Annotated in this window: 25 protein-coding genes; 19 read left to right on the plus strand and 6 right to left on the minus strand. The window is 72.2% G+C overall.

The genetic code is table 11. The features are described from left to right. Positions 1-78: 78 nt before the first annotated feature. Both def and KM427_RS13480 read left to right on the plus strand, forming a co-directional pair. On the plus strand, positions 79-663 hold the full coding sequence (def, locus tag KM427_RS13475; RefSeq protein WP_215524187.1) for a peptide deformylase: 585 nt from the start codon (positions 79-81) through the stop codon (positions 661-663). Between the two features lie 119 nt (positions 664-782). Beyond that, positions 783-1,919 (plus strand): magnesium and cobalt transport protein CorA, encoded by a 1,137-nt coding sequence (locus KM427_RS13480; RefSeq protein WP_183594668.1) that lies wholly within the window; start codon positions 783-785, stop codon positions 1,917-1,919. A gap of 162 nt (positions 1,920-2,081) precedes the next feature. On the opposite strand, the gene KM427_RS13485 is transcribed toward KM427_RS13480, so the two are convergent. Both KM427_RS13485 and cobA read right to left on the minus strand, forming a co-directional pair. Then, positions 2,082-2,885 carry a TrmH family RNA methyltransferase gene (locus tag KM427_RS13485; RefSeq protein ID WP_183594667.1) on the minus strand — a complete coding sequence of 268 codons (804 nt, stop codon included), beginning with the start codon at positions 2,883-2,885 and terminating at the stop codon, positions 2,082-2,084. Positions 2,886-3,048: 163 nt separating this feature from the next. Beyond that, positions 3,049-4,272, minus strand: a complete 1,224-nt coding sequence (gene cobA, locus KM427_RS13490; protein WP_215524188.1) for a uroporphyrinogen-III C-methyltransferase — start codon at positions 4,270-4,272, stop codon at positions 3,049-3,051. A gap of 93 nt (positions 4,273-4,365) precedes the next feature. Here cobA and KM427_RS13495 point away from each other — a divergent pair, with 93 nt between their 5' ends. From KM427_RS13495 to KM427_RS13570, 16 genes are all read left to right on the plus strand, one after another. Beyond that, positions 4,366-4,893, plus strand: a complete 528-nt coding sequence (locus KM427_RS13495) for a YbhB/YbcL family Raf kinase inhibitor-like protein (RefSeq protein WP_215524189.1) — start codon at positions 4,366-4,368, stop codon at positions 4,891-4,893. Positions 4,894-4,983: 90 nt separating this feature from the next. Then, positions 4,984-5,850 carry a MurR/RpiR family transcriptional regulator gene (locus tag KM427_RS13500; RefSeq protein WP_183594662.1) on the plus strand — a complete coding sequence of 289 codons (867 nt, stop codon included), beginning with the start codon at positions 4,984-4,986 and terminating at the stop codon, positions 5,848-5,850. A gap of 97 nt (positions 5,851-5,947) precedes the next feature. Further along, positions 5,948-6,448, plus strand: coding sequence for a YybH family protein (locus KM427_RS13505; protein ID WP_183594660.1), 501 nt, complete (start codon positions 5,948-5,950; stop codon positions 6,446-6,448). A 51-nt stretch (positions 6,449-6,499) separates the two neighbouring features. After that, the gene (locus KM427_RS13510; protein WP_183594658.1) at positions 6,500-7,708 is read left to right on the plus strand and encodes an ABC transporter substrate-binding protein; all 1,209 of its coding nucleotides are present in this window, start codon (positions 6,500-6,502) and stop codon (positions 7,706-7,708) included. Positions 7,709-7,778: 70 nt separating this feature from the next. Then, a complete protein-coding gene (locus KM427_RS13515; RefSeq protein WP_215524190.1) occupies positions 7,779-8,645 on the plus strand; it encodes a branched-chain amino acid ABC transporter permease in 867 nt (288 codons plus the stop codon). Next, complete coding sequence (locus KM427_RS13520) at positions 8,642-9,670, plus strand: branched-chain amino acid ABC transporter permease (protein WP_183594654.1); 1,029 nt, start codon at positions 8,642-8,644, stop codon at positions 9,668-9,670. The genes KM427_RS13515 and KM427_RS13520 overlap by 4 nt, the downstream gene beginning before the upstream one ends. Continuing rightward, positions 9,663-10,397, plus strand: a complete 735-nt coding sequence (locus KM427_RS13525) for an ABC transporter ATP-binding protein (protein ID WP_215524191.1) — start codon at positions 9,663-9,665, stop codon at positions 10,395-10,397. The genes KM427_RS13520 and KM427_RS13525 overlap by 8 nt, the downstream gene beginning before the upstream one ends. Further along, positions 10,384-11,094, plus strand: coding sequence for an ABC transporter ATP-binding protein (locus tag KM427_RS13530; RefSeq protein WP_215524192.1), 711 nt, complete (start codon positions 10,384-10,386; stop codon positions 11,092-11,094). Before KM427_RS13525 ends, KM427_RS13530 begins: the two co-directional genes overlap by 14 nt. A 14-nt stretch (positions 11,095-11,108) precedes the next feature. Further along, the gene (locus KM427_RS13535; RefSeq protein WP_215524193.1) at positions 11,109-12,122 is read left to right on the plus strand and encodes an LLM class flavin-dependent oxidoreductase; all 1,014 of its coding nucleotides are present in this window, start codon (positions 11,109-11,111) and stop codon (positions 12,120-12,122) included. Next, complete coding sequence (locus tag KM427_RS13540) at positions 12,119-12,982, plus strand: DUF1028 domain-containing protein (protein ID WP_215524194.1); 864 nt, start codon at positions 12,119-12,121, stop codon at positions 12,980-12,982. The genes KM427_RS13535 and KM427_RS13540 overlap by 4 nt, the downstream gene beginning before the upstream one ends. Beyond that, positions 12,972-14,207: an oxamate carbamoyltransferase subunit AllG family protein gene (locus KM427_RS13545; protein WP_215524195.1), complete on the plus strand. Its 1,236-nt coding sequence runs from the start codon at positions 12,972-12,974 to the stop codon at positions 14,205-14,207. Before KM427_RS13540 ends, KM427_RS13545 begins: the two co-directional genes overlap by 11 nt. Then, the gene (locus KM427_RS13550; protein ID WP_215524196.1) at positions 14,204-15,199 is read left to right on the plus strand and encodes an LLM class flavin-dependent oxidoreductase; all 996 of its coding nucleotides are present in this window, start codon (positions 14,204-14,206) and stop codon (positions 15,197-15,199) included. The genes KM427_RS13545 and KM427_RS13550 overlap by 4 nt, the downstream gene beginning before the upstream one ends. Beyond that, positions 15,196-16,047, plus strand: coding sequence for an FAD binding domain-containing protein (locus KM427_RS13555; protein WP_215524197.1), 852 nt, complete (start codon positions 15,196-15,198; stop codon positions 16,045-16,047). The genes KM427_RS13550 and KM427_RS13555 overlap by 4 nt, the downstream gene beginning before the upstream one ends. Then, positions 16,040-16,552 carry a (2Fe-2S)-binding protein gene (locus KM427_RS13560; protein ID WP_215524198.1) on the plus strand — a complete coding sequence of 171 codons (513 nt, stop codon included), beginning with the start codon at positions 16,040-16,042 and terminating at the stop codon, positions 16,550-16,552. The genes KM427_RS13555 and KM427_RS13560 overlap by 8 nt, the downstream gene beginning before the upstream one ends. Then, a complete protein-coding gene (locus tag KM427_RS13565) occupies positions 16,549-18,936 on the plus strand; it encodes a xanthine dehydrogenase family protein molybdopterin-binding subunit (protein ID WP_215524199.1) in 2,388 nt (795 codons plus the stop codon). The genes KM427_RS13560 and KM427_RS13565 overlap by 4 nt, the downstream gene beginning before the upstream one ends. A 58-nt stretch (positions 18,937-18,994) precedes the next feature. Continuing rightward, positions 18,995-20,167, plus strand: a complete 1,173-nt coding sequence (locus KM427_RS13570; protein ID WP_215524200.1) for a M20 family metallopeptidase — start codon at positions 18,995-18,997, stop codon at positions 20,165-20,167. Between the two features lie 362 nt (positions 20,168-20,529). Here KM427_RS13570 and KM427_RS13575 read toward each other — a convergent pair whose 3' ends face one another. Both KM427_RS13575 and KM427_RS13580 read right to left on the minus strand, forming a co-directional pair. Beyond that, the gene (locus KM427_RS13575) at positions 20,530-21,150 is read right to left on the minus strand and encodes an FMN reductase (RefSeq protein WP_183594638.1); all 621 of its coding nucleotides are present in this window, start codon (positions 21,148-21,150) and stop codon (positions 20,530-20,532) included. Beyond that, positions 21,147-22,316, minus strand: coding sequence for an LLM class flavin-dependent oxidoreductase (locus KM427_RS13580; protein ID WP_215524201.1), 1,170 nt, complete (start codon positions 22,314-22,316; stop codon positions 21,147-21,149). Before KM427_RS13580 ends, KM427_RS13575 begins: the two co-directional genes overlap by 4 nt. A gap of 85 nt (positions 22,317-22,401) precedes the next feature. Between KM427_RS13580 and KM427_RS13585 the strand changes: the two genes are divergently transcribed. Next, positions 22,402-23,136 carry a DUF2238 domain-containing protein gene (locus KM427_RS13585; RefSeq protein ID WP_215524202.1) on the plus strand — a complete coding sequence of 245 codons (735 nt, stop codon included), beginning with the start codon at positions 22,402-22,404 and terminating at the stop codon, positions 23,134-23,136. Here the strand turns inward: KM427_RS13585 and KM427_RS13590 are convergent. Together KM427_RS13590 and KM427_RS13595 are read right to left on the minus strand one after the other, a co-directional pair. Beyond that, positions 23,042-25,420, minus strand: coding sequence for a GcvT family protein (locus KM427_RS13590; protein ID WP_252274471.1), 2,379 nt, complete (start codon positions 25,418-25,420; stop codon positions 23,042-23,044). The two genes, KM427_RS13585 and KM427_RS13590, sit on opposite strands and share 95 nt — an antisense overlap. 292 nt (positions 25,421-25,712) lie before the next feature. After that, positions 25,713-26,645, minus strand: coding sequence for a phosphotransferase (locus KM427_RS13595; protein WP_215524204.1), 933 nt, complete (start codon positions 26,643-26,645; stop codon positions 25,713-25,715). Positions 26,646-26,652 lie beyond the last annotated feature (7 nt).

The raw sequence follows: 26,652 nt of genomic DNA on the forward strand, positions 1-26,652 counted from the left end.
GTCAATGTAACTACGAGTTACACACGGCGCTACGGTCCGGTCGGTGGGTCCGGTCACACGCTGACTACGCTCCTGCCCATGCCCGACCAGCCGCTCGCACCCCACGGCCCGCTCCCGACCGGTGGCCGCGTCCGTCCCATCACCCGCTGGGGCACGCCGGTCATGCACCGGCCCCAGCAGCGGGTCACGACGTACGACGACGCGCTGCGCAGCCTGGCGGCCGACATGGTCGCGACGATGTACGCCGCCGACGGGGTCGGCCTGGCCGCCTGCCAGATCGGCGAGGACGTCGCGATGTTCGTCTTCGACTGCCCCGACGAGTCCGGGCGGCACACCGTCGGCGTGGTCTGCAACCCCGTGCTCGTCCTCCCCGAGGGCCGCGACCGGCAGCTCGACGAGGGCGACGAGGGCTGCCTGTCCTTCCCCGGCGCGTTCGTCGAGTGCGCCCGGCCGGACGCCGCCACGGTCACCGGCACCGGCCTCGACGGCGAGCCGGTGTCGTTCTCGGGCGACGGCCTGCTCGCGCGCTGCCTGCAGCACGAGACCGACCACACGGTCGGCACCGTGTTCGGGGACCGGCTCCCGACCAAGCTGCGCAAGCGGCTCCAGAAGTCCCACGACAAGGCGGCCGCCGAGTACCCCCTGGAGTGGCCCGCGGGGTGAGCCTCGGCGTACCCTGTCGACGGCCTGAGGACCGCTGACGACGAGGAGGTGATTGCGGTGCATAGCGACAGTTGCCGCCGTTCCGTTCGAACTCACCGCACTCACCGCGAGGTCTCGTCATGTCCGACCGCAGCTTCAAGCCGATCCGCTCGCTGACCGGCCGGGTCCGCCGGCCCGTCGCGCAGCATCCCGTCGTCACCGGCTCCGCCCACGCCGTCGAGCACGCCGGCGACCGGGTCAGCGTCGTCGACAGCGCGATCTACGTCGACGGCGACCGCATCGACTCGCCCACCTCCCTGGCCGACACCTACCGGTCCCTGCGCCGACACGACGACGCCGTCGCCTGGATCGGCCTCTACCGGCCCGACGACCACGAGCTCGGGTCGCTGGCCGCCGAGTTCGACCTGCACGAGCTGGCCGTCGAGGACGCGATCAAGGCCCACCAGCGGCCGAAGCTGGAGCGGTACGGCGACACGCTCTTCCTGGTGCTGCGCGCGGCGCACTACGACGACGCGCACGAGGAGGTGCACTTCGGCGAGGTGCACGTCTTCGTCGGCGCGGACTTCGTGATCACCGTCCGGCACAGCGAGTCGCCGGACCTCTCCGCCGTACGCCGCCGCCTGGAGAGCAACCCGGACCTGCTCGCGCTCGGTCCGGAGGCGATCGTCTACGCGATCCTCGACCGCGTGGTCGACGGCTACCGGCCGGTGGTGGCGGGCCTGGCCAACGACATCGACGAGATCGAGACCGAGGTCTTCGGCAGCGACCCGCGGGTGTCCCGGCGCATCTACGAGCTCTCCCGCGAGGTCATCGAGTTCCAGCGCGCGACCCAGCCGCTGGCGAGCGTCCTCGAGCACCTCACCGCGGGCTTCGAGAAGTACGGCACCGGCGAGGAGCTGCAGCGTTACCTACGCGACGTCGACGACCACCTCACGGCGGTCATCGAGCAGGTCGACGGCTTCCGCGAGCTGCTCCGCGACATCCTCACCGTCAACGCCACCCTGGTCGCGCAGCGCCAGAACGAGGAGATGCGCGCGCTGTCCAAGGTCAGCATCGACCAGAACGAGGACGTCAAGCGGATCTCCGCCTGGGCCGCGATCCTCTTCGCACCGACCCTCATCGGCACGGTCTACGGGATGAACTTCGACGACATGCCCGAGCTGCACTGGTCCATCGGCTACCCGTTCGCCCTGGTGCTGATGGTGCTGGTCAGCGTCACCCTGTGGGGCGTGTTCAAGGTACGACGCTGGATCTGAGCTGCCCCGGGCCGAGCCTGCGAGGACCGGGGTCCAGCAGCAAGGTCGAGGAGCCGCACGACCGACGGAGGAGGTCGTGGCCGGCGTCTCGAGACCTCAGCACCAGGGTGGTTTCGAGGCTCGCTTCGCTCGCACCTCGACCACCGTCGAGCCACGAACCCCTCAGCGGCGCGCGGTGACGTAGCAGGCGACCGCGGTGGCGGCCGCGACGTTGAGCGAGTCGATGCCGGCGCGCATAGGGATGATCGCGCGCCGGTCGGCGGACTGCTCCCAGCGCGGCGAGAGCCCGTGCCCCTCCGAGCCGAGCACCAGGGCGACCCGGTCGATCCCGGCGACGGCGTCCTCGACGGGTACGGCGTCCTCGGCCAGCGTCAGCGCGACGGTGGTGAAGCCGGCCCGCGACAGCGACGGGAGCGCGTCATGCCAGTCGGGCAGCCGAGTCCACGGAGTCGTGAACACCGCACCCATCGAGACCTTGATCGAACGCCGGTAGAGGGGGTCGGCGCAGCGCGGCGCCAGGAGCACGGCGTCGAACCCCAGGGCGGCGCCCGAGCGGAAGATCGCGCCGACGTTGGTGTGGTCGACGATGTCCTCGAGCACCAGGATCGAGCGGGCCGAGGCGAGCACCGACTCGACCGGCGGCAGCGGCGTGCGCTCCAGCGACGCGAGCGCGCCGCGGTGCACGTGGAAGCCGGTCACCTCCTCGGCCAGCGCCTCGGAGACCACGTAGCAGGGCACGTCGGAGGCCGCGAGCTCGTCGGCCAGCCCGTCGAGCCAGCGCGGTGCCATCAGGAAGGACCGGGGTGGGAAGCCCGCGGCGACGGCCCGGCGCACCACCTTCTCGCCCTCGGCCAGGAAGAGCCCGTGCTCCGCCTCGAGGTGCTTGCGCAGCTCGACGTCGCGCAGGTCGCGGTAGTCGGCCAGCCTCGGGTCGGCGGGATCGGTGATCTCGACGAGGGTGGCCACTAGTGGTCACCGCCGTTCATTCGTCGGGGGTGGCCCGTGCTCCGGGTGCGTGCCTCGCCAGGCGCCGGAGCGACGCCGTACCTGCCCGTCCAGCAAGCGACGGCAACGCCGCGAGGTGCGTGCCCGGGGTGCGGGACACACGACGAATCAACGGTGGTGGCCACTAGGCGAACGCCTCGGGGTGGGCGACCCGCACGACCTCTCCGACGACGATGATCGCCGGCGGCCGGACCTGCTCGGCCTCCAGCACGGAGGCCAGGGTGCCCAGCGTCGCGAGCACGGTGCGCTCCCCCGGCATCGTGCCGTCGGCGACGACCGCGACCGGCGTCGCCTCGGCGCGCCCGCCCGTGACCAGCGCAGCCGCGATCGCCGGGGCGTTCTGCACGGCCATCATCAGCACCACGGTCCCGGTCAGGCCCGCCACCGCGCCCCAGTTGACCAGTGACTCCGGGTCGCCGGGCGGCAGGTGCCCGGAGATGACCGTGAACTCGTGGGTGACGCCGCGATGGGTGACCGGGATGCCCGCCACGGCGGGCACCGCGACCGGGCTCGAGAGGCCCGGGATCACCGTCACCGGCACGCCGGCCTCGCGGCAGGCGATGATCTCCTCGTAGCCGCGACCGAAGACGAAGCTGTCGCCGCCCTTGAAGCGCACCACCCGCTTTCCGGCGAGTGCGCGCTCGACGATGATCCGGTTGATCTCCTCCTGCTGAGCACTGCGCCCCCGCGGCAGCTTCGCGACGTCGAACAGTTCGACGTCCGAGGGGAGGTCGCCCAGAAGCTCGCGCGGCGCCAGCCGGTCGGCGACCACGACGTCGGCGTCCATCAGCGCCTTGCGGCCGGCGATGCTGATCAGCTCCGGGTCGCCCGGACCGCCGCCGACCAGCACCACGCCGGCCGCGTGGGAACGCTGCTGTCGGGTGGCGATGGCGCCCTCGCGCAGCTCCTCGACGATCTCGTCGCGGATCCGCGCCGAGCGCTGCGGCTCACGGTTGCACAGCACGGCGACGGTCACCCCGTCGTGGCGGCCGGTGGCCGGCGTCCACGCCGTCGCCCGGGTGCCGTCGTCGGAGCGCACGCAGAAGACCCGCCGCTCCTCGGCCGCCGCCGAGACCGCCTCGTTGACCTCGCGGTCGGCGGTCGCGGCGATGCAGTACCAGGTGTCGTCGAGGTCGGGCGCCGCGAAGCCGCGCTCGTGCCACGTGACCTCGCCGGCGCCGACCAGGCCCTCGATCGCCGGGGTGACCTCCGGGGACACGACGTACACGTCGGCTCCGGCGGCGATCAGGGCGGGGAGTCGTCGCTGGGCGACATGGCCGCCGCCCACCACGACGACGCGCCGGTCGGCGAGGCGCAGGCCGGAGGGGTACGTCGCGAAGTCGTCCATCGGGCCATCATCGCCCGGACCGGCCGGGGTCCTGGGCACGGCTCGACGACCGGACTAGGTTCGGACCGACACCGCCCATGCGATAGGAGCGCCATGACCCTCGACCGGCCCGTCAGCCCCAACCCGTACGACCTGCTTCCCGCCGCCCCGTCGTTCACGGTCACCAGCACCGACGTCACCGACGGCCAGCCGCTCGGGGACGACCAGGTCGCCGCGGCCGGCAACACCTCGCCGCAGCTGTCCTGGTCGGGCGCACCCGAGGGGACCAAGAGCTTCACCGTCACCTGCTTCGACCCCGACGCACCCACCCCGAGCGGCTTCTGGCACTGGGTGCTGGTCGACCTGCCCGCCGACGTCACCTCGCTCGACGCGGGCGCCGGCGCCGAGGGCGCCGCCCTGCCGGGCAACGCCTTCATGTGCCGCAACGACGGTGGGCCCCAGGCGTTCATGGGCGCCGCGCCTCCGGAGGGCGACCAGGTGCACCGCTACTACTTCGTGGTGCACGCCGTGCGCGAGGAGTCGCTCGGCGTCGACTCCGACGCCTCGGCAGCCGTGGTCTCCTTCAACCTGGCGTTCAAGACCGCCGGCCGGGCGATCATCCACGGCACCTACCAGCACTGACCCGCGGGCCATTCAGCGGCCCCGAACCCTATTCAGACAATTTCATTCACGACCATTGTGCTCTGTATTGATTCATGCCATGCTCCCGGCATGGGCTTGGACCAGACGGCGGCGCCGGAGGTGCTCGGACTCGAGGCGCGGGTGCGCACGGCGAAGCTGACGCCGGCCCAGCGCCAGATCGCCCGGCTGCTCCTGGAGAAGTCCGAGCACTTCATGTTCCTCTCCGCGGCCGACGTGGCGGCGGAGGCGGGCGTCAGCCAGCCGTCGGTCAGCCGCCTCGCCAGGGCCCTGGACTACGGCAGCTACGGCGAGATGATGGTCGCCGTCCGAGAGCGCGTCCAGGTCGGGCACGGCGCCCGTCCGCCCGCCGACGAGGCCGGCAACCGGTACCAGAAGGCGATCGACGACGAGGTCGCCCTGCTGCACAACCTCCGGCGGTCCCTGGCCGAGGGACAGGCCATCGAGCGGGCCGGTCAGCTCCTCAACTCCGCCGACATCGTGATGGTGGTGGGGCTGCGCATCTCGGCGTCCCTCGCCCAGAACTTCGCCTACCGACTCGGTCGGATCAGGCCCAACGTCCGACTCTCGATCACCGACGGCTCGCAGGTCTACGACGACCTCGCCCTCGCCGCGGACGCGCCCACCAAGGCGCTGCTGGTGTTCGCGATGCCGCGCTACCCGCGTGAGCTGGTCCGGCTGATGCGCTACGCGAAGAAGCGCGGCTACTCCGTGGTGGTGGTGACCGACAACCACGCCAGCGAGTTCGCCGGCCTCGCCGACGAGGCCCTGATCGCCGAGATCAACTGGGGTCTGACCTTCGGCACCCATACCGCGGCCACCGTCATCTCGGCCCTGCTGGCCGAGGAGGTCGGCGGGCTGCGTCCCGAGCTGATGCGCCGACGACTCGGAGACCTCGACGAGGTCGCCTCCGAGATGGACCACTACCTGACCGACTAGCGCGCCGACGGGCGCCCCTCTCTCCCAACGAGACACGAACTTCGTGCCTCGGGGCTCGAACCTACCCACGATGCGAAACGACCCAGGAAGGATCTCGATGAGCAGTGACGGCAAGACACCAGAGAAGGTCACCTTCGACGGAGGCACGGAGGCCGAGCAGCAGGAGCTGCTGCGGGCGTTCCAGGACTTCTGGACCGCGAACGACGTCCTGGACATCCCACGCCTGAAGGAGCTGTGGCGGGACAGCGACGACTACGTCTACTTCAACTCCAACGGGTTCACGTACAACGGCTTCCAGGACTGGCTGGGTGTCTGGCGCTACTACGGCCCGCGCTTCGACCTGATCGAGCCGGCTCGCCTCGGCAACGTCAAGGTGATGATCCGCGGCGACATGGCCGTGCTCACCGACGACCGTGTGCAGATCCACCGTGAACCCAAGAACCAGGGCCCGATCCTCGGACGCCACATCACGGGACGCCCGGTGATGCGCGGAACCATGGTCTACACGCGCGAGAGCGACGGCTGGAAGTGCGTGCACGCCCACTACTCCCCCAGCGAGCTCGAGGGTGAGCGGCCATGGGCTCCCCCGCAGGACTGACTCGTCGAGCGCACCGGCGCTCGGTCCATCCCATCGAAGTAGGTGACTGTTGTGCGTAGCTTCAAACTGGTCGGGGCGGCAACCGCGTGCGCGCTGGCGCTGTCCGCGTGCGGCGGCGGGGACTCGTCGTCGTCCTCCTCCCCCGACGAGGTGCTGATCGGCGGCACCTATCCGCTGACCGGGCCGCTCGCGGACGACGGTCAGGAGATGGTCAACGCCATCAAGATGGCGGTCGCCGACGTCAACGACGCCGGCGGCATCAAGTCGCTGGACGGCACCGAGGTCGTGTTCAAGGCCAAGGACAGCACCGGCGCTCCCGAGCAGGCGGCGAAGAACACCCAGGCGCTGATCGACGAGGGCTCCTCGGCGATCATCGGTGCCTGGCTGAGCTCCAACACGCTGGCCACCACCCAGGTGGCCGAGCGCGCCAAGGTCCCTCACATCGTGGACCAGTCGCAGGCACCCGAGCTCATCGAACGCGGCTACCAGTACACGTTCCGCGTCATGTTCGACCCGCCGCGCGTCGCCAAGGCCGCCAACGACTTCGTCGAGCACGTCAACGAGGAGTGGGGCCTGAACGGGAAGGCCGTCTTCCTCCACGAGGACTCCGCGTTCGGGACCTCGCAGTCGGAGTACTTCCGCAAGGAGGCCGAGCAGCGCTCGGTCGAGGTCGTCAAGGACATCCCCTACGCGTCGTCGACCACGGACATGAGCTCCGAGGTCGCACAGGCGATCGCGAGCGGTGCGGACATCCTGCTCTCCACCGGCTACGCCCCGGACAGCCTCCTGCTGCTGAAGACCCTCCAGGAGCAGAACGCGGAGTTCAAGGCGGTCATCGGCGTCGACAGCGCCGGCTGGTACAGCAACCGGTTCGCCGAGGACGCGGGCGACCTCATCGAGGGCGTCATGGACGCCGGCAGCTACCCGATCGACTTCGCCTCGCCCGACTACACGTCGTTCGCCGAGAGGTTCGAGAGCGAGTTCGGGAGCGAGCCGTCCGGTGGCGCGGTGATGAGCTACGTGTCCGCCCGGGTGCTGCTCGAGGCGATCGAGGACGCGGGCTCCAGCGACCCGGCCGACATCCGCGAGACCCTCGCGTCCGGCACCTTCGACGGCTACCTGCTCACCCAGGAGCAGATCTCCTTCGACGACGTCGGGCAGAACGAGGAGATCGAGCCGATCGACTACCAGTTCCAGAACGGACGCCGCGAGGTGGTCTGGCCCGAGCAGTTCGCCACCGGCAAGCTGCAGCGGCCGTAGCCGTCACGGGCCATCACGGGCCGTCTCGACCTCTCCGCCTGCGGGCGGACCGAAGCGAAGCGAGGAGCGAATGGATTGGCGCCTGGTCTTGCAGTCCGTCATCGGAGGGCTGTTCAACGGCAGTCTGTACGGCGTGGCTGCGGTCGGCCTTGCCTTGGTGTTCGGGGTGGCGAAGATCGTCAACCTGGCCCACGGGGCCTTCATCCTGCTCGGGATGTACCTGGTGTACGTCCTGCACGACTGGACATCGCTCGATCCGTTCCTCCTCGCCTTCGCCGCGATCCTCGGCGGGCTCGCCGTCGGCTGGCTGGTGCAGCGGGGCCTGCTGGCCCGACTGATGGCGACCGGCCAGGACGGGCCGTTGCTGGTGACCCTGGGCCTGTGGATCGCCATCGAGGCGGTGTGCGCGATGGTCTTCGGCTCCAACCCGAAGACGGTGGAGTCCAGCCTGTCCGACGCGACGTTCTCGATCGGGCCCGCCAACTTCTACTGGAGCCGACTGGTCGTCCTGGCACTGGCGGTGGCGTTCACCGTCGGGCTGCACTGGCTGCTGCAGCACACCGACCTGGGGCGCGGCATCCGGGCCGTCTCCCAGGACACGACCGCGGCCCAGCTCATGGGGCTCTCGGTCGGCGGGCTGCTGGCCGCCACCATGGCCCTCGGCGCGGCGGCGGCCTTCTTCGCCGGCGCGCTCTCGGCGACGCTCGTGCCGATCACCCCCGGAGCCGCGACCAACCTGCTGCTGATGAGCTTCGTCGCCGCGGTGCTCGGCGGGCTCGGCAACATCAAGGGCGCCTTCGTCGGCGGCGTGCTGATCGGCGTCGTCGAAGGAGTGGGCTCGCTCTTCCTGCCCGGCACGATGAAGGTCTTCATCGTCTTCCTCGTGTTCATCGGATTCCTGCTGTTCCGGCCCGAGGGCCTGAGGAGGCGCGCATGACCACGCAGGCCACGACCAGCCCGGCGCCGCGCCGGGTCCGTCCCCGGCGCCGGCCGTCCCTCGGCATCATCGTGGGGATCGCCGTGCTCGCCGCGCTGGCCCTCGCCCCACTCACGGGCAGCCGGCACTCCCTCGGCATCTGGACGGTGGCGCTGATCTTCGCGGGCGTCTCCAGCGGGTGGGCGATCGCGGGCGGCCTCAGCGGCCTGATCCCGCTCGGCCACGCCGCCTTCTTCGGGATCGGCGGCTACGCCTCCGCCGTGGTCTTCGCCAAGTACGACCTGAGCCCGTGGCTCGGCATCGTCGTCGGCATGGTGATCGCCGCGGCGCTGGCCTGGCTGATGACGGTCCTGGCCGTGCGGTTCAAGGTGCGCGGGCCGTACTTCGCGCTCTACACGCTCGCCTGGGCCGAGATGCTCCGCATCCTGGCGTCGAACCTGGACTACCTCGGCAAGACCAACGGCGTCCTGGTGCCCTACAAGGTCGACGCCGGACCGGCGGACCTCCAGTTCTCGGACCCGCGCGGCTTCTATCTCGTCGCCGTCGGGTACGCCGCGCTGGCGATGATCGTCTTCCTCCTCGTCAAGCGCAGCCCGCTCGGCTGGCGCCTCTCCGCGATCCGCGGCGACGAGCCGACGGCGGCCGCCAGCGGTGTCGACGTGGCCCGGTCGCTCACCCGCACGATGGCACTGAGCGCGGCGATGACCGCGATCGGCGGCGGCCTCTACGCGCAGTACATCCAGTACATCGACCCGGAGCTGGCCTTCAACGTGTCGGTCTCGATCGACATCGCGGTCCGGGCCATTCTCGGCGGCGCCGTCCTGGTCCTGGGTCCGCTGCTCGGATCCGTGGCGATGACCAGCGTCACCGAGCTCACCCAGAAGTACATGGACGCGCTGCCGTCGGCCAGCCTCCTGGTCCTGGGCCTGGCGATCATCGCCCTGGCGCACTGGTTCCCGACGGGCATCGGCGGCCTCGGCGTACGACTCAAGCGCATCTGGTCGAGGAGGTCGGATCGTGTCTGACATCGTGATGAGCGCGGTGGACGTCAACGTCCGCTTCGGCGGGCTCCGCGCACTGGCCGACCTGGACCTGGAGATCCGCTCCGGCGAGGTGCTCGGGATCGTCGGCCCCAACGGCGCCGGCAAGAGCACCCTCTTCAACGTGCTGGCCGGAGCGATCCGGCCGACCAGCGGCCGGGTACTCCTCCAGGGCCGGGACATCACCTCCTCGCGCGCCGACCAGCGCGCCCGGATGGGGATCTCCCGCACCTTCCAGACGGTGCGTCCCTTCCTCGACGAGACGCTGGTCCGCAACGTCGCCGTCGCGGCGCTCGCTGTCGGCGACGGTCGCGCGCACGCGATGGACGTCGCCGTCGACCTGCTGGAGCAGGTCGGTCTCGCCGACAAGGCGGCCGCTCGCGCCTCCGAGCTCGGCCACGGCGAGCGCAAGCGGCTGGAGCTGGCCCGGGCGCTCGCGGTCCGGCCGCGGGTGCTGATGCTCGACGAGGTGATGGCGGGGCTCAACCCCTCCGAGGTCCGCGAGATCGTCGAGCTGATCCGCAGCCTGTGCGCCGCGAGCGGCAGCGAGCTGGTGCTGATCGAGCACCTGCTCTCGGCGGTGCGCTCGCTGGCCGACCGGGTCGTGGTGCTCGACGCGGGCCGGGTGCTCGCCGACGGCACGCCGGACGACGTCTTCGGTGACCCCAAGGTCATCGAGGCCTACCTAGGGACCAAATATGCCACTTCTTGAGGTGTCCGCCCTGCGGGTCAGCTACGGCGGCGTGGTCGCCGTCCACGACGTCTCCCTGAGCGTCGAGCGCGGCGAGATCGTGTGCCTGCTCGGCGCGAACGGAGCCGGGAAGTCGAGCACGCTGATGGCGATCTCCGGGGTGCTGCCCGACCGCGACGGGACCGTCACCTTCGACGGACGCGAACTAGCCCGGGTGGCCAGCCACGAGATCGCCCGCCTCGGCCTGGTGCAGGTGCCCGAGGGACGCCGGGTGTTCCCGGAGATGACCGTGGCCGAGAACCTGCAGATCGGCGGGATCCGCGCCCCCTCGGCGCAGGTCCGCACGCAGCGCATGGAGCGCTCCTACGAGATGTTCCCGCGCCTCCTCGAGCGCCGCGACCAGTTGGCCGGCTCCCTCTCCGGAGGCGAGCAGCAGATGCTGGCGGTCGCCCGGGCGCTGATGTCCGACCCCGCCCTGGTGATGCTCGACGAGCCCTCGCTGGGCCTGTCCCCCGCGCTCGTCGAGGCGACGTTCGACACCGTCCGCCAGGTGCGCGAGGCGGGACTGGGCGTGCTGCTGGTGGAGCAGAACGCGGGCGAGGCGCTCGAGGTCAGCGACCGGGCCTACGTGATGGAGAACGGCAGGGTCGTGCTCTCCGGTCCGGCGAGCCAGATCCGCAACGACCCGCAGGTCAAGAGCGCCTACCTGGGCCTGTGAGAGAGGAGCAGAGCATGCAGTGGGGAATCGGTCTGGGCAAGGCCCTCGACTCTCGTCAGGTTCCGCGGGCGGCGGTCCGCGCCGAGGAGCTCGGCTACGACGAGGCCTGGATCTCCAACGAGAGGTTCCATCGCGACATGTTCGTCGTCATGGGCGCGGCGGCGGCACTGACCCGCTCCTTGCGCCTGGGCACCTTCGTCGCCGACCCGTTCACCGTGCACCCGGCGGTGACGGCGGCCGCGATCGCGACCGTCGACAGCCTCTCCGAGGGGCGGGCGATCCTGGGCCTCGGCGCCGGAGGGACCGGCTTCTCGCAGATCGGGCTGCGGCCCCGGCGGCCGGTCGCCTCGATGTCCACAGCGCTGGACGCGGTCAAGGGCCTGCTCCGGGGTGAGCGGGTCACGGCCGACGACGCCCACTTCGAGATGCACGACGCCGTGCTCGAGCTGAGCCCCGCCGGCGACGTGCCCGTGGTGCTCGCCTCCCAGAGCCCGAAGATGCTGGCGCTGGGCGGCCGGGCCGCGGACCAGGTGATGATCTCGACGTTCGCCGACCCCCGGCTCTTCGGGCTCGCCGTGGGCTGGGCCGGCGACGGGGCGGCCGATGCGGGCCGCGAGCTCGACGTCGCCGAGCAGGTGATCGCCCGCATCGACGTGGCGATCGACGACGACCTGGACCGGGCCCGCGATGCGTTGCGCCCGCTGATCGGCTACCTGCTGGTGCTGCTGCACCCGAACTGGTTCTTCCTGGACACGCTGGAGCTGCGGCTCCCCGACGAGCTCCACGAGATCGCGCGCAACCGCGACTTCGTGGGCATGCGGGCCAGGCTGGGGCTGATCCCCGAGGAGCTCATCGAGGCCTTCGGCTGGGTCGGCGGCCCCACGCGGGTGGCCGAGCAGATCGGGCGCCTGCTGGAGCTCGGCGTACGCCGCGTGGTCGTGCTGCCGCACTCCCCCGACGGCGATCCGATCCCCACCATGGAGGCGTTCGCCTCCCGGGTGATGCCGCTGGTCGAGCGCTCGCTGTGACGTACACGGTCGTCGCCACGGACCGCGCCACGCGGTCCATCGCCCTGGGCACCGTCTCGCATTCCAGCTCGGTGCTGGCCAAGGTGCTGACGGGTGCGGGCGCCCAGGGGCACCGGGTGCTGGTCGCGTCGCAGGCGTTCTCCAGCCCAGCGCTCGGCGCCGCGGTGGCGGCTCATGCGCTGGACGACGGCGACCTTCGTGAGGTCCCGGCGATCTGCCGGGCGAGCGAGGGCGGCGGCTTCCGCCAGGTCGCGATGGTGACCGACCGGGGCGGGCTGGCGACCTACACGGGCGACCGCTGCCTGACGTACGCCGGCGACGTGGTCGACGTCGAGGCCGGCGTGGCGCTGGCCGGCAACATGCTGCTGGACTCCGGTGTGCTCGAAGCGGCCCACGCCGCCTACCTCGCGAGCACCGGAGCACTCGACGAGCGGGTGCTGGCGGCCCTGACCGCCGCCGGTGCGGCCGGTGGCGACTGCCGCGGCGACCGGGCGGCCGGCCTGGTCACCGTCGGCCGGTACGGGGACCTGCACCTCAGCGTCGACGACCACGACCGCCCGCACGAGGAGCTGGAGCGACTGCGGGTCCAGGCCAGGGCCCGCGCGGTGCTCGGCTCGTGCTTCCGGTGGGTCGAGCGCGGCTGTCCCGCCGACGAGGTCGCGCCGCTGACCGCCCGGCTCGCGACCGCGGCCGAGCACGACGCCGACGTCGCGGTCTGGTGGGTGGTCGTCAGCGAGCTGGCCGGCCTCCCGCGTCCGCCGGCGTCCGCCGAGACGACCCGGTCGGCCGCCGAGTTGGTCGCCCGGATGGCCGCACCACGGACCGATTCCTCGACGAAGGGACCCGACGATGTCGACTGAGACGCCGCAGAAGGACCTGCGTGACCTGCTGGCCGCGGAGGTCAGGCTGGCCGGCTACCGCCCGGCCCACGAGGTCGTGGACGGTCTCGACGAGCTGACCTATCTGCACAGCGGACCCCCGATCGACCTCTACCGGCCCCTGCCCGCTCCGCTGGTGGGCGCGGTGGCCGCCGGGTTGCTCTTCGAGGGTGCGGCGACGACGGCCGAGGAGGCCGTCGCGATGACGCGCGACGGCCGGGTGCGGCTGATGCCCTGCCAGGACACCAACGTCGCCGGGCCGCTGACCGGCCTGGTCACGCCCAGAACGCCGATGGTGGTGGTCGAGCGGGGGGACGGCCGGCTGTTCTGCTCGCCGATGCACGAGGGCGACGACGGCGGCATGCGGACCGGCACGTACGACGTACCGACGCTGGAGCGGCTGCGGCAGGTGGCCGAGGTCGTCGCCCCCGCCCTGAACCGCGCCGTGCTCGAGACGCCGGTGCCGCTCCGACCCGTCGAGATGCAGGTCTCGGCGCTGCGCCGGGGCGACGAGTGCCACAACCGCAACGTCGCGTCCACGCTGGGCCTGGTCTTCGCTCTGGCTCCCGCCCTGGCCCGACTGCCCGAGGCGGCGGCGGTCTTCGACTACTTCACCCGGACGACGCAGCACTTCATCGCGATCTCGGCGGCGGTGGCCAAGGCCGTCGCCGACTCGATCGAGTGCAGCGGACCGGCGGGCCTGGTGACCGCCGTGGGGATGAACGGCCAGGACTTCGGCATCCGGGTCAGCGGGCTCGACGGCTGGTTCCGCGGGCCTTCGCCGGTCGGTCCGATGGTCGCCCTGGGTGGCGCCGACATCACGACCGCCTCGCCGGGCCAGGGCGACTCCCCGATCATCGAGACGCTGGGCCTCGGCGCGTTCGCGCTCAGCTCCGCGCCCGCGCTCGCGCGCACGCTCGGGTTCTCCACCGACGGGAGCCGCGAGCTGGTGGAGGAGATGCGGCAGGTCTGCGGCTGCGACTCGCCGGTCTACGGCCTGCCCAACCAGGACTTCGCGCCGACCCCCGCCGGCATCGACGTGGTCAGGGTCGCCGACTCCGGCGTCGCACCGGCGACGACGCTGGGCTTCCTGAGCCGCAACCTCGGTGCGGGCCGGGTCGGCGCCGGGGTGATCCGGATGCCGATGCAGCCGTTCCTGGAGGCCCGGAAGGCTCTCGCCCCACGGGTGATCGGGGTCGACGGGTGAGCGGGCCGGCGCCGCGCTTCGGCGTCGCGCTCGACTTCGCGGCGCCCCCGGGCCAGACGTACGCCGAGCGGCTGGCCGAGCTCGACCCGGTGCTCGACCTGGTGGGCGCGGCCGGGTACGACGCGCTGTCGGCCGGTGAGAGCTACGTGTTCTCCCGCTCCGACGCGATGGGGTTCCACGGCCCCAACGCCCTGATGATGCTGGCCGCGCTCGCACACCGACTGACCGGCGTACGGCTGGTCGCGGGCGTCAGCCTGCTCGCCGGGTGGGACGCACGCCGGCTGGCCTACGACAGCGCGCTGGTCGACCAGCTCAGCGGCGGGCGACTGACCCTCGGCCTCGGCCTCGGCTCGCCGGCCGCGTGGCGGGTCTTCGGCATCGCCCCCGAGGCACTGGGTCGGCGGCTGGAGAGCACGGTGCGGCTGCTCCGGGAGGCCTGGTCCGGCTCCTTCTCCCTGCCGGAGGGGCGCGTCGACCTGGTGCCCGGACCGGTGCAGGAGGGCGGTCCGCGGATCCTCCTCGGGGGCGCCCGCAAGGTGTCCGCCGAGCGGGCGGCGGCCCTGGCGGACGGCTTCGTCGCCTCGTCCGGCTACTCGCGTGACCTCATCGCGCGCCAGGTACGCCGCTACCGCGAGGCGGCCGCGCCCGGGACGGTCGGCTCGGTCTCGGTCAACCGCTTCGCCGTGGTCGCGGCCACGGAGCGGGAAGCGCTGGCCCGCTACCGGGAGCACGTCGCGCCGCTGCTGGCGGCGTACCGCGCGACCGGGCTGGTCGACCGGAGAGATCCGGAGCTCGACCGCGACCAGCTCTGCCTGGTGGGCACGCCCGCGCAGGTCGCCGAGCGGACCGCGGAGTACGCCGAGCTCGGCGTCACCGACCTCCAGCTGCGGGTGCGGCCGGGACGGCTCCCGGTCGCCGCCGCGCTGGAGAGCCTGGAGCTGATCGCCGACGAGGTGCGGCCGCGGTTCGTGAGCGGCGGTGAGGTGGCATGAAGGCGGCGAGCTTCGACTACGTCCGGCCCACGGGGCTGGAGCAGGCGCTCGCGACCGTGGCGCTCGACGGCACCATGGCGCTGGCCGGCGGCCAGTCCCTGGTGCCCTCGATGGTCCGCCGCCAGCTGCGCCCGGCGCGGGTCTGCGACCTGAACGCGCTGCCGGAGATCGCCGGCGTCGAGGTCACCGATGCGGAGATCGTGGTCGGCTCGATGACCCGTCAACGGGACCTCGAGCTGCATCCGGTCGTCGCCCGGGTGCAGCCCGTCGTGGCCCGGGCGATCGCCCTGATCGGCTTCGTCGGCACTCGCCACCGGGGCACGGTCGGCGGCAGCCTCTGCTTCGCCGACCCGTGTGGCGAACTGCCGGCACTGGCGGCGCTGCTGGACGCGCGGCTGGTCGTCCGCGGCGCGGAGGACGAGCGGCAGCTGACCGCCGCCGACTTCTTCGCGACGGACTTCGCGACGGTGCTGCGGCCGGGCGAGCTGCTCACGGAGGTCAGGTTCCCGAGGCAGCCGGCTTCGCGGTACGCCGCCGTCAAGCTGCGCGTCGGCCAGGACCGTCCCCTGGGCTGCCTGGTCTCCTACGCCAGCGACGAGCGGGGCGTGATCCGGGATCCGCGGGTGTCGATCTTCGGCACCAGTGATCCCGGCCGTCGGGTGGCCGCGGCCGAGCGGGCGCTGGCCGGTCAGCTGCCCGGCGCGGAGCTGTTCGCGGACGCGGCCGCGGCGGCGACCGACCTCGAGCCGCTGGGCGGAGCCGCGATGTCGGCGGCCTATCGGCGTCGGCTCGGCCGCACCGCGATCAGGAGGGCCCTGGTCGCATCGATGGGGGTGGACGATGACTGACACGGTCCGGCTGGCGGTGAACGGCAGTGACGTCGAGCTGCGGGTCGAGCCCCGCGAGACCCTGGCGGACGCGCTGCGGCGTACCCAGGGCACGCGGAGCGTCCGGCTCGGCTGCGAGCACGGTGCCTGCGGTGCCTGTACGGTCCGGCTGGACGGGCGCACGGTGCGGTCCTGCCTGGTCTTCGCGATCCAGGCCGAGGGCGCCCAGGTGGAGACCGCCGAGGGTCTCGCCGCCCACGACGCCTGCTTCCAGCGGCTGCAGGAGAGCTTCGCCTGCGGCAACGCCTTCCAGTGCGGATTCTGCGCGACCGGGATGCTGATGACCGCCTCCGAGCTGCTGGCCGAGGAGCCCCGGCCCGATGCCGACTCGGTCCGTGAGCGGCTCGCCGGGAACCTGTGTCGCTGCACCGGCTACGAGAGCATCGTCGCCGGCGTCCTGCGCGCGGTCGACGGGGCGACCGACCCGGCGACCGGCCCGGCGACCGGGGAGGTGGCCGAGCGATGAGCGTGCGCCGCGACCACGCGTCCATCGCGCCCCAGCGCGACAGCGTCGGCGAGACCGCCGCGATGGTCAACCTGCCGGCCGCGCTCAGCGGTGCCGCCCACTACGTCAACGACATCGAGCCGCCCGGCACGCTCTTCGTGGCGATGCTGCGCAGCCCGCACGCCCACGCCCTCGTACGCGGCATCGACGTGGCGGCGGCCCGGGCGCTGCCCGGCGTCCACGCGGTGCTGACCGGCGCCGAAGTTCTCGACCGGGCCGGACCGCATCCGGTCTACTGGCAGCTGACCGGCCAACGGACCCCGCAGACCCGGGCGATGGCCGTCGACCGGGTTCGCTACCACGGCCAGGTCGTCGCCGCCGTGGCCGCGGAGTCCCGGGCCCTCGCGGAGGACGCGTTGGAGCTGATCGCGGTCGACTACGAGCCGCTCCCGGTCGTGGCCACCGTGGCGGAGGCGCTCGCGCCGGGCGCTCCGCTGCTGGTGCCGGAGTGGCCCGACAACGTGTTCGGCGAGCAGGTCTACGGCACCGGGGACACGGACCGGGCGTTCGCGGATGCGGCGTACGTCGTCGAGGAGGAGTTCGACTTCGGTCGCTCCTTCGGCGCCCCGCTCGAGACCCGCGGCTGCGTCGTGGAGTACGAGCCGGTCGCCGGGCGCTTCGAGGTCTGGATCAACAGCCAGTCCCCGAACCGGGTCCGCGAGGTGGTCAGCGAGGTCCTCGGGGTGCCCCAGGCGCGGGTGCGGGTCCGGATCCCGGCGGTCGGCGGTGGCTTCGGTACCAAGGCCAACTACTACGGGGAGGAGATCCTCGCCTGCCTGCTGGCCCGAAGCACCGGCCGGCCGGTCAAGTACGTCGAGGACCGCGACGAGAGCTTCGTCGCCAGCTCGCACGCGCGGCAGCAGCACCTGAAGGTCGCGCTCGCCGCGGACGCGGACGGCCGGATCGTCGGGCTGCGCGGCGACGTCGTCGGCACCCTGGGCGGCGAGCTCAGCAGCGTCGGCATGGGGCCGGTGTGGCTCGCCGCGGTGAGCCTGCCGGGTGCCTACCGGATCGAGAACATCCGGGTCCGGGCCCGCGGCGTGATGACCAACCGGTCGCCGTACGGCTCCTATCGAGGGTGGGGCGCGCCGAAGGCCGTCTTCGCGATCGAGCGGACGGTCGACAGGCTCGCCCGGACCATGGGCCTCGACCCGCAGGAGCTGCGCCGGCGGAACCTGGTCACCCCGGAGGAGATGCCCTACGCCAACGGCATCCTGGCGCGACTCGACAGCGGTGACTACCGCGAGTGCCTGAGCCGGGTCGAGGCGCTCACGGTCGACGCCGGCTGGCCGGACACCATCCGGGAGGCACGGAGCGCCGGACGCCGGGTTGGCATGGGCTACGCCTGCTTCGTGGAGTCCACCGGCATCGGCCCCAGTCGGGTGATGTCGGCCATCGGCGTGGAGCAGGCCGGGTTCGACGAGGCCGTGGCCCGGATGGACGCCGACGGTCAGGTCACCGTCTACACCGGGCAGGCCGAGCTGGGCCAGGGCATCCTCACGACGATCGCGCAGACCGTCGCCCACGAGCTCGGCCTGCCACCCGAGCGCGTCGAGGTGGTCTCGGGCGACACGGACCGCTGTCCCTACACCGGTTACGGCACGGCCGGGAGCCGGGGCGCCGCCGTCGGCTGCGAGGCCGCGCGGCTGGCGGGCGTCGAGCTGCGCGACCAGGTGCTCGGGCTCGCCGCCGACCGGCTCGAGGCCGACCCGGCCGAGCTGGTGATGGACGAGCACGGGGTCGGCGTCCGAGGCGTCCCCGGACGTCGCCTCACCCATGCCGAGATCGGCCGTGCGGCGTACCGCGACCTGACCCTCGCCGGCGACGGCTTCTCCGGGACCCTGCAGGGGCGCGCCGTCTACGACCCCACCGCCATGACTTATTCCTACGGCGCCGCCGCCGCGCTGGTCGAGGTGGACGCCGAGACCGGCGAGGTCAGGCTGCTCGACGGCGCCATGGTCGACGACTGCGGCGTGGTGATCAACCCCGACGTGGTCGAGGGGCAGCTGGTCGGAGGGTCGGTGCAGGCGCTGGCCGGCGCGCTCTTCGAGGAGCTCGTCTACGACGCGGACGCACGGCTGACGAACCCCGACTTCCACGGCTATCGACTGCCGCGGACCACCGACTTCCCACCCCTGCGGCTGGGCCACATGGAGACGCCCTCACCGGCGAGCGGGAGCGGCGTCAAGGGGGTCGGCGAGGCCGGCACGCTGCCGTGGGCACCCGCGCTGTGCGCCGCGGTCGACGACGCCCTGGCCGACACGGGTGTCTTCGTCACGGAGGTGCCGTTGCGGCCGGAGCGACTGCTGGAGGCGATCGACGGAAGCGGTGTTGCGACGAGTTAGCCCTCACCCGCACCCCTCGCCACGTTTCGTCAGCCCCTCACGACAGGAGCCGCCCATCATGCCCACCCTCAAGGACCGCGTCGCCGGTGCTGTAGCCGCCGAGGCCGACAGCCTCGTCGAGCTGTCCCGGGAGATCCACCGCCACCCCGAGCTCGCCTTCGAGGAGGTGCGTGCCCACGGTCTGCTGACCGACCTGCTCGAGAGTGCCGGGTTCGCCGTCACCCGCTCGGCCTACGGCCTGGACACGGCCTTCCGCGCCGAGATCGACGCCGGCGCGGGGCCGACCGTCGCGATCATCTGCGAGTACGACGCGCTGCCGGAGATCGGCCATGCCTGCGGGCACAACGTCATCGCCGCCGCGGGAGCGGGTGCCGCGATCGTGGCGGCCCGCTCACTCGCGGAGCGGCACGGCGGGCGGATCGTGGTGCTGGGGACGCCGGCCGAGGAGGGCGGCGGGGGCAAGGTCTACATGCTCGAGCGCGGCGCGTTCGAGGGCGTGGACGCGGCGATGATGGTCCATCCCGCGGGTCGCGACCTGACCGAGATGAACACCATCGCGATCGAGCGCACCCGCGTGGAGTACCGCGGCCTCGCCGCGCACGCCGCGGCCGCGCCGCAGCTGGGCCGCAACGCCCTCGACGCCGCGGTGCTGGGCTACCTGAACGTGGCCGCGCTGCGCCAGCACCTCGCCCGCCACGAGCGGGTCCACGGGGTCATCACCCGCGGCGGCACCCGGCCCAACATCGTGCCGGAGTGGACCGAGGCCGAGTGGTACATGCGCTCCCCCACGATGGACGGCCTCCAGAGCCTGGTCGCTCGCGTGCAGTCCTGCCTGGAGGCCGGTGCGGCCGCCGCCGGCTGCAGCATGAGCAGGGAGCCGATCGGTCGCGTGTACTACGACATGGTCACCAGCGAGGCCCTGCTCGACCTCTACGTCCGGAGCGCCGCCGAGATCGGGCGCACGGTCGACGTGCCCGAGGACGGCACCACCGTCGTCGGCAGCACGGACATGGGCAACGTCAGTCACGCAGTGCCGTCGATCCATCCCCTGATCAAGGCCGCTCCCGCCGAGGTCTCGCTACACACCCGCAGCTTCGCCGACTACGCCGGCGGGCCCGACGGCGACCGCGCCGTCCTCGACGGTGCCGCGACGCTCGCACTCACCGCGATCCGCGTGCTCGAGAACGGACCGCTGCTGTTGACGTCGGGCCGGGCGGAGGAGCGGGCCTAGGAGCGCGCGTCGCCCACGGCCGTCCGGGAGTCACCGCGGTCCCGCCTGGGTGGTGGTTTCGAGACAGGCGCTAGCGCGCCTTCCTCAACCACCGTTCCTGACGACGATGGCTTCGAGACAGGCGCCAGCGCGCCTCCCTCAACCACCGCCTGCCACCACGGTGGTTGAGGTGCGAGGAGCGCCAGCGACGAGCCTCGAAACCACCGGACCCGACGACGATGGCTTCGAGGCACGCGCCAGCGCGCCTCCCTCAACCACCGCCTGCCACCACGGTGGTTGAGGTGCGAGGAGCGCCAGCGACGAGCCTCGAAACCACCGGACCCGACGACGATGGCTTCGAGACAGGCGCCAGTGCGCCTTCCTCAACCACCGTGGGAGGCCTGGCGGAGCAGTTCCTCGAACGGCGTGACCGCGGCGAACTCGTCCTCGACGGTGCGCCGCTTCGTGACGACCGTGTCGACGCGGCTGACCTTGCCCATCAGGGCGGCCAGCTCGCCGGCGGCCCGGCCGATCCGGCTGTCGAGGTCGGTGCCGGCGAAGTCGTCGGTGGCGGCGAAGACGCCGGTCGGCACGACCACCGCGTGCAGGTAGGCGAACAGCGGGCGCAGCGCGTGCTCGATCACCAGCGAGTGGCGGGCGGTGCCCGCGGTGGCGGCGACCAGCACCGGCTTGCCGTCCAGCGCACCGGTCTCGAGGACGTCGAAGAACGTCTTGAAGAGGCCGGAGTACGACGCGGAGAAGATCGGCGTCACGACGATCAGGCCGTCGGCCTCGGCGACCGCCGCCTGCGCCGCCGCCAGCTCCGGACCGGGGAACCCGGTCAGCAGCTGGTCGGTCAGCTGGTGGGCCAGGTCGCGCAGCTCGACGTGCGTGACCTCGACCTCCTCCAGCGCCTCGACGGTCGCGGCGGTGAGCCGCTGGGCCAGCAGCGTGGTCGACGACGGGTTGGACAACCCGGCGGAGACCACCACGAGCCTGGTCATGCCGTTCCCTCGATTCCCTCGTCGACGCCGTCGGCGTCCTCGGCCCGATGGCCGGTGGCGCTGTCGGCCTCGGCGTACACCGTCGAGTCCTTCGGGCCACCCGCGGCGGCGACCAGCGACGCGTGGGTCGGGGCGTCCGGCACGTTGGCCGGGCGGCCCTCGGCCATCCCCTTCCGCAGGTCGGGCAGGATCTCGCCGAGCAGGTCGAGCTGCTCCAGGACGGTCTTGAGCGGCAGCCCGGCGTGGTCGACCAGGAACATCTGGCGCTGGTAGTGGCCCACGTAGTCGCGGAAGCCGAGGGTGCGCTCCAGCACCTGCTGCGGCGACCCGACGGTCAGCGGCGTGGCCTCGGTGAAGTCCTCCATCGAGGGGCCGTGCCCGTAGACCGGCGCGTTGTCGAAGTACGGACGGAACTCGTTGACGGCGTCCTGGCTGCTCTTCCGCATGAAGAACTGGCCGCCCAGGCCGACGATCGCCTCGTCGTACGCGCCGTGGCCGTAGTGCTCGTAGCGGCGGCGGTAGAGGTCGACCATCTGCTGGGTGTGTCCGGCGGGCCAGAAGATGTGGTTGTGGAAGAAGCCGTCGCCGTAGTACGCCGCCTGCTCGGCGATCTCGGGGCTGCGGATCGACCCGTGCCAGACGAACGGCGGGACGCCGTCGAGCGGCCTCGGGGTCGAGGTGAAGCCCTGGAGTGCGGTGCGGAACCGGCCCTCCCAGTTCACGACGTCCTCGCGCCAGAGGCGGTGCAGCAGCGCGTAGTTCTCGACCGCCAGGTTGATGCCCTGGCGGATGTCCTTGCCGAACCACGGGTAGACCGGGCCGGTGTTGCCGCGACCCATCATCAAGTCGACGCGGCCGTCGGTCAGGTGCTGGAGCTTCGCGTAGTTCTCGGCGATCAGCACCGGGTCGGTCGTGGTGATCAGCGTGGTCGCGGTCGACAGGATGATCCGCTTCGTCTGCGCGCCGATGTAGGCCAGCGTGGTGGTCGGTGCGGAGGCGATGAACGGCGGGTTGTGGTGCTCGCCGGTGGCGAACACGTCGAGGCCGATGTCCTCGGCCAACTTCCCGATCTCAACCGTGGCCTTGATCCGCTCGTGCTCGGTCGGCGTGCGACCCGTGGTGGGGTCGGTGGTCACGTCGCCGACGGTGAAGATCCCGAACTGCATGGCCGATCACTCCTGAGATTGGTTGAATTCCGAACTATATGCCCAACGAGGGGCACGGCCCGGGTATTCCTGCCACCATCCTCGCGTGAAGCGCCTCCTCCCGGTCCGCCGCTGCCCCGCCTGGGTGCCCGTCCTCGTGCTCCTGCTGACCGTCGGCCAACTGGCCGTCGCGGAGTGGGCTCCGGGGATCGACCGGTTCGCCGACAAGGCCTTCGGCGCACGGCTGATCGCCTATCCCCTGCTCATGGTGCTCGCTCCGGCGATCTGGTGGCTGGCACACCGACGCCGGGAGCCGCGGGCGGCGCTCACGTCCCACCACGCGCCGTACGGCGCCTTCACGCTCGTGATGCTGCCCTTCCTGATCGACGTGACCGGGAACAGCCTCGATCTCTACGACTCACTCGTCTGGTGGGACGACCTCAACCACTTCGCGAACTGGCTGCTGCTGCTCACCGGCCTGGGGCTGCTGCTCTGCGAGCAGGTGCAGCCCCGGTGGGCGGTGGTCGTGCTGGTCTGCGGCCTCGGTGCGATCCTGGCCATCGGGTGGGAGGTCGGCGAGTGGTGGACCTTCATCCGCCACGGCACCGAGCTCGACACGGCGTACGAGGACACCCTGGGGGACGAGGTGCTGGGCACCCTGGGTGCACTCGGTGCCGGGTTCCTCGTGGCCTTCCGGAGACCCGCGCCGCCGGTGGTGACCGGGCCGGTCGGCACGGTGCGCTCGGCTAGCCGAGCGGGGCGCGAAGCGCGCAGCGTACGGCGTACCGCTCCCCCGCGACGTCGACCTCGAACCGGCCGCCGGCGAGCCACGCGGAGGTGACCGGGGCGGCGTGGCGCAGGTAGCCGAGGCCGACGCACGCGCCGACGGTCTCGCCCCAGGCGGCGCTGGTCACCTGTCCGGCCGGTGCGCCGTCGCGAAGCAGCAGCTCGCCGCCCCAGAGCATCGGCTCGGGTGACGACACGACCAGCGACACGAGCCGCCGCCGTGGGCCGCCCCCCGCCAGCGCGTCCCGGTGTGCGGCCAGGGCGGCCCGGCCGAGGAAGTCCTTGGCGCCCGTGAGGTCGGTCGCGAAGACCAGGCCGGCCTCGACCGGACCGTAGTCGGGGGTCAGCTCCCTGCCGAACGCGCGGTAGCCCTTCTCCAGCCGCAGCGACTCGATCGCGTAGTAGCCCGCGTCGGCGGCGCCACCCGCGTGCACCGCGTCGTAGACGGCGCCAGCGTCCGCCACGGGCACCAGCAGCTCCCAGCCGAGCTCGCCGACGTAGGTCATCCGGGTGGCCCGCACCCGCACGCCGGCGACGCCCACCTCGCGGCTGGTCGCGAACGGGAAGCCCTCCTCCGACCAGTCGTCCGGCGACAGCGACGAGAGCAGAGCCCGGGAGCGCGGGCCCATCACGCCGAGCACGGCGTACTCCTCGGTGACGTCGCGCGCCGGTACGCCGTGGCGGGCCAGCCAGTCGAGGTCGCGGACCGTGGTCGCGGAGCTCGACACCAGCAGGAAGGAGTCCGCACCGGTGCGGGTCACGGTCAGATCGGCCTCGTAGGTGCCCCGCTCGTTGAGGAACGGCGTGTAGACGCAGCGGCCGACCGGCACGTCGACGTCGGCGGCGCACACCCACTGGAGAGCGGTCAGCGCCGCGGCGCCCGAGACGGCGTACTTGGAGAACGAGGTCTGGTCGAAGACCGCCACGTCCGTCCGGGTCGCGCGCTGCTCCGCCGCCGACGCCGGGAGCCAGGACGGCTTGCCCCAGGTGTACTCCAGCGTCGGCGCGAAGACGTTCGGCCGCTCCCACCCCATCCGGGTGCCGAACAGCGCCCCGGCCGCCGCCAGCCGGTCGTGCAGCGGCGAGGTGCGCTGCGGACGACCGGACTCGAGCTCCCGGTTGGGCCAGGGCAGCGCGTAGTGGAGCCCCAGCACCTCCGAGACCCGCGACCGCAGCCACGTGTGGTCGCCGTGGAACGGGGCGAAGCGGCGTACGTCGACCGCCACCAGGTCCTCCTGCGGCGCACCGGCCACGATCCACTCGGCGAGCGCCCGACCCGCCCCGCCGGCCGAGGCGATGCCGACCGAGTTGAAGCCCGCGCCGACGAAGAAGCCGCGCAGTCCCGGTGCCTCCCCCAGCAAGAACTGGTTGTCGGGGGTGAACGACTCCGGCCCGTTGTAGAGCTTCCGGATGCCGGTCTCCTCCAGCCCCGGGACCCGCAGCAGCGCCTGCTCCATCAGCACCGAGAAGTGCTCCCAGTCCTCGTCGAGCAGCTGGAACTCGAAGGGATACGGGAGGTCATCGGGCGAGCGCCACGGCTTCGCCTGCGGCTCGAACCCGCCGACGACCAGGCCGCCGGTCTCCTCCTTGAAGTAGGTCCAGCCGTCCGGATCGCGCATGATCGGCAGGTCGGGATGCGTGCCGGGCACGGCGTCCGTGACGACGTAGAAGTGCTCGGCGGAGTGCAGCGGGATCGTCGCGCCGACCAGGTCGCCCAGCGCCTTCGCCCACTGCCCCGCGCAGTTCACGACCACCTCGGCCTCGACGTCGCCCCGGTCGGTGCGGACGCCGGTGACCCGCCCGTCCGCGACGCCGAAGCCGGTGACCCGGACCCGCTCGACCACCCGGGCGCCGCGCATCCGGGCGCCCCTCGCGAGCGACTGGGTCAGGTCCGCCGGGTCGACCTTCCCGTCGCCGGGCAGCCACAGCGCGCCGAGCAGGTCGTCGACCCGCATCGGCGGCCACAGCTCGCGCGCCCGCTCCGGCGACACCAGCTCGCAGGGCAGGTCGTAGGCCACCGCGTTGGCCGCCGTACGCCGCAGCTGCACCATCCGGTCCTCGGTGCGCGCCACGATCAGGCCGCCCACGTTGCGGTAGCCGGTCGCCAGGCCGGTCTCGGCCTCCAGCGACGCGTAGAGCTCGGCGGAGTACTGCACCAGCCGGGTGCCGCTCTCGGAGGCCCGCAGCGGCCCGACCAGGCCGGCCGCGTGCCAGGTGGTGCCGCACGACAGCGTCCCCTGCTCCAGCAGCAGCACGTCGCTCCAGCCGAGTCCGGTCAGGTGGTAGGCGACCGAGGCGCCGATGACGCCGCCACCGACGATGACGACCTGGGCGCGCACGGGGAGGTGGTTTCGAGACGGTTGCTGCGCAACCTCCTCAACCACCGTGCTCCGGGTCTCGGTGGTTGAGGAAGGCGCGCTAGCGCCTGTCGCGGCCTCGGTGGTTGAGGAAGGCGCGCTAGCGCCTGTCTCGAAACCACCCTCCGGACCAGGCACCGTGCCCGCGGCGTCGGTGGTTGAGGAAGGCGCGCTAGCGCCTGTCTCGAAACCACCCTCCGGACCAAGCACCGTGCCCGCGGCCTCGGTGGTTGAGGAAGGCGCGCTAGCGCCTGTCTCGAAACCACCCTCCATCTCAACCACCGTTGACGGCCTCGTCCAGCAGACGGGGCAGGTCGGGGCCGCGGAAGGTCGCGGCGGCCTTCTCGTACCGCTCCCGGCCCCACTCCCGGAAGTCGTAGTCGATCGGGCTCGCCGCCGCCTGGATGAAGCCCCACAGCGACCAGCCGTACTCGCTGCACAGCATCTGCAGCCGCACCCGGGCCAGGTCGGCGCGGGACGGCGAGCCGAAGTACGCCGCGACGTACGCCTCGACCTGATCGGGCGAGAAGCCGCACTCGGTCGCGGTGTTGCCCAGCTCGAAGCAGGGGTCGTTGTTGCCGGAGTACTCGTAGTCGATCAGCCAGACCCGGCCGCCCCCGTCCGACTCAGCGTCGTCGATGAAGTTGGCGGCCAGCAGGTCGTTGTTGCACGGCACCGTGGCCCGATGGGTGCTCGTCAGCGCACGGCGTACGCCGGCCCACGCGTCCTCGTGCTCGGCGTACCCCGGGGGCAGCCAGTAGCCCCGCTCGCGGACGGTGCGCAGGTACGTCGCCTGGCGGGCGAACATGTCGAACCCGTTGGCGAACCGCGGCCCGGCGTGCAGCCGGCGGTTGGCCTCGGCCGCTCGCCGCAACACCTCCGGGTCGCCGAAGTCCCGATCCTCCAGCGACCTCCCCTCGAGGAACTCGATGACGAGCAGCGAGAGGTCGGGGCGGTACTCCAGCACGGCGGGCCCGGCGCCGGATTCGGCGGCGGTCGCCGTGTTCGCCGCCTCCGCGTCGCGGTCGATGCCGAGCAGGGTGGCGTCGCCGAGCGCCCATCGGACCACCACGTCGCGCGGCCCAGCGGGGTGCTCGTCCTCGGTGCGGACGTGGAAGTTGCGGTTGGTCAGGCCGCCGGGCAGGTCGGAGACGCGCCAGGACCGCCCCGCCAGGCAGGCGAGGCGGTCCAGCGGTGGGCGTCCCACCCCGATG

Source organism: Nocardioides sp. LMS-CY (genome assembly GCF_018732145.1).
Lineage (GTDB): Bacteria > Actinomycetota > Actinomycetes > Propionibacteriales > Nocardioidaceae > Nocardioides > Nocardioides soli.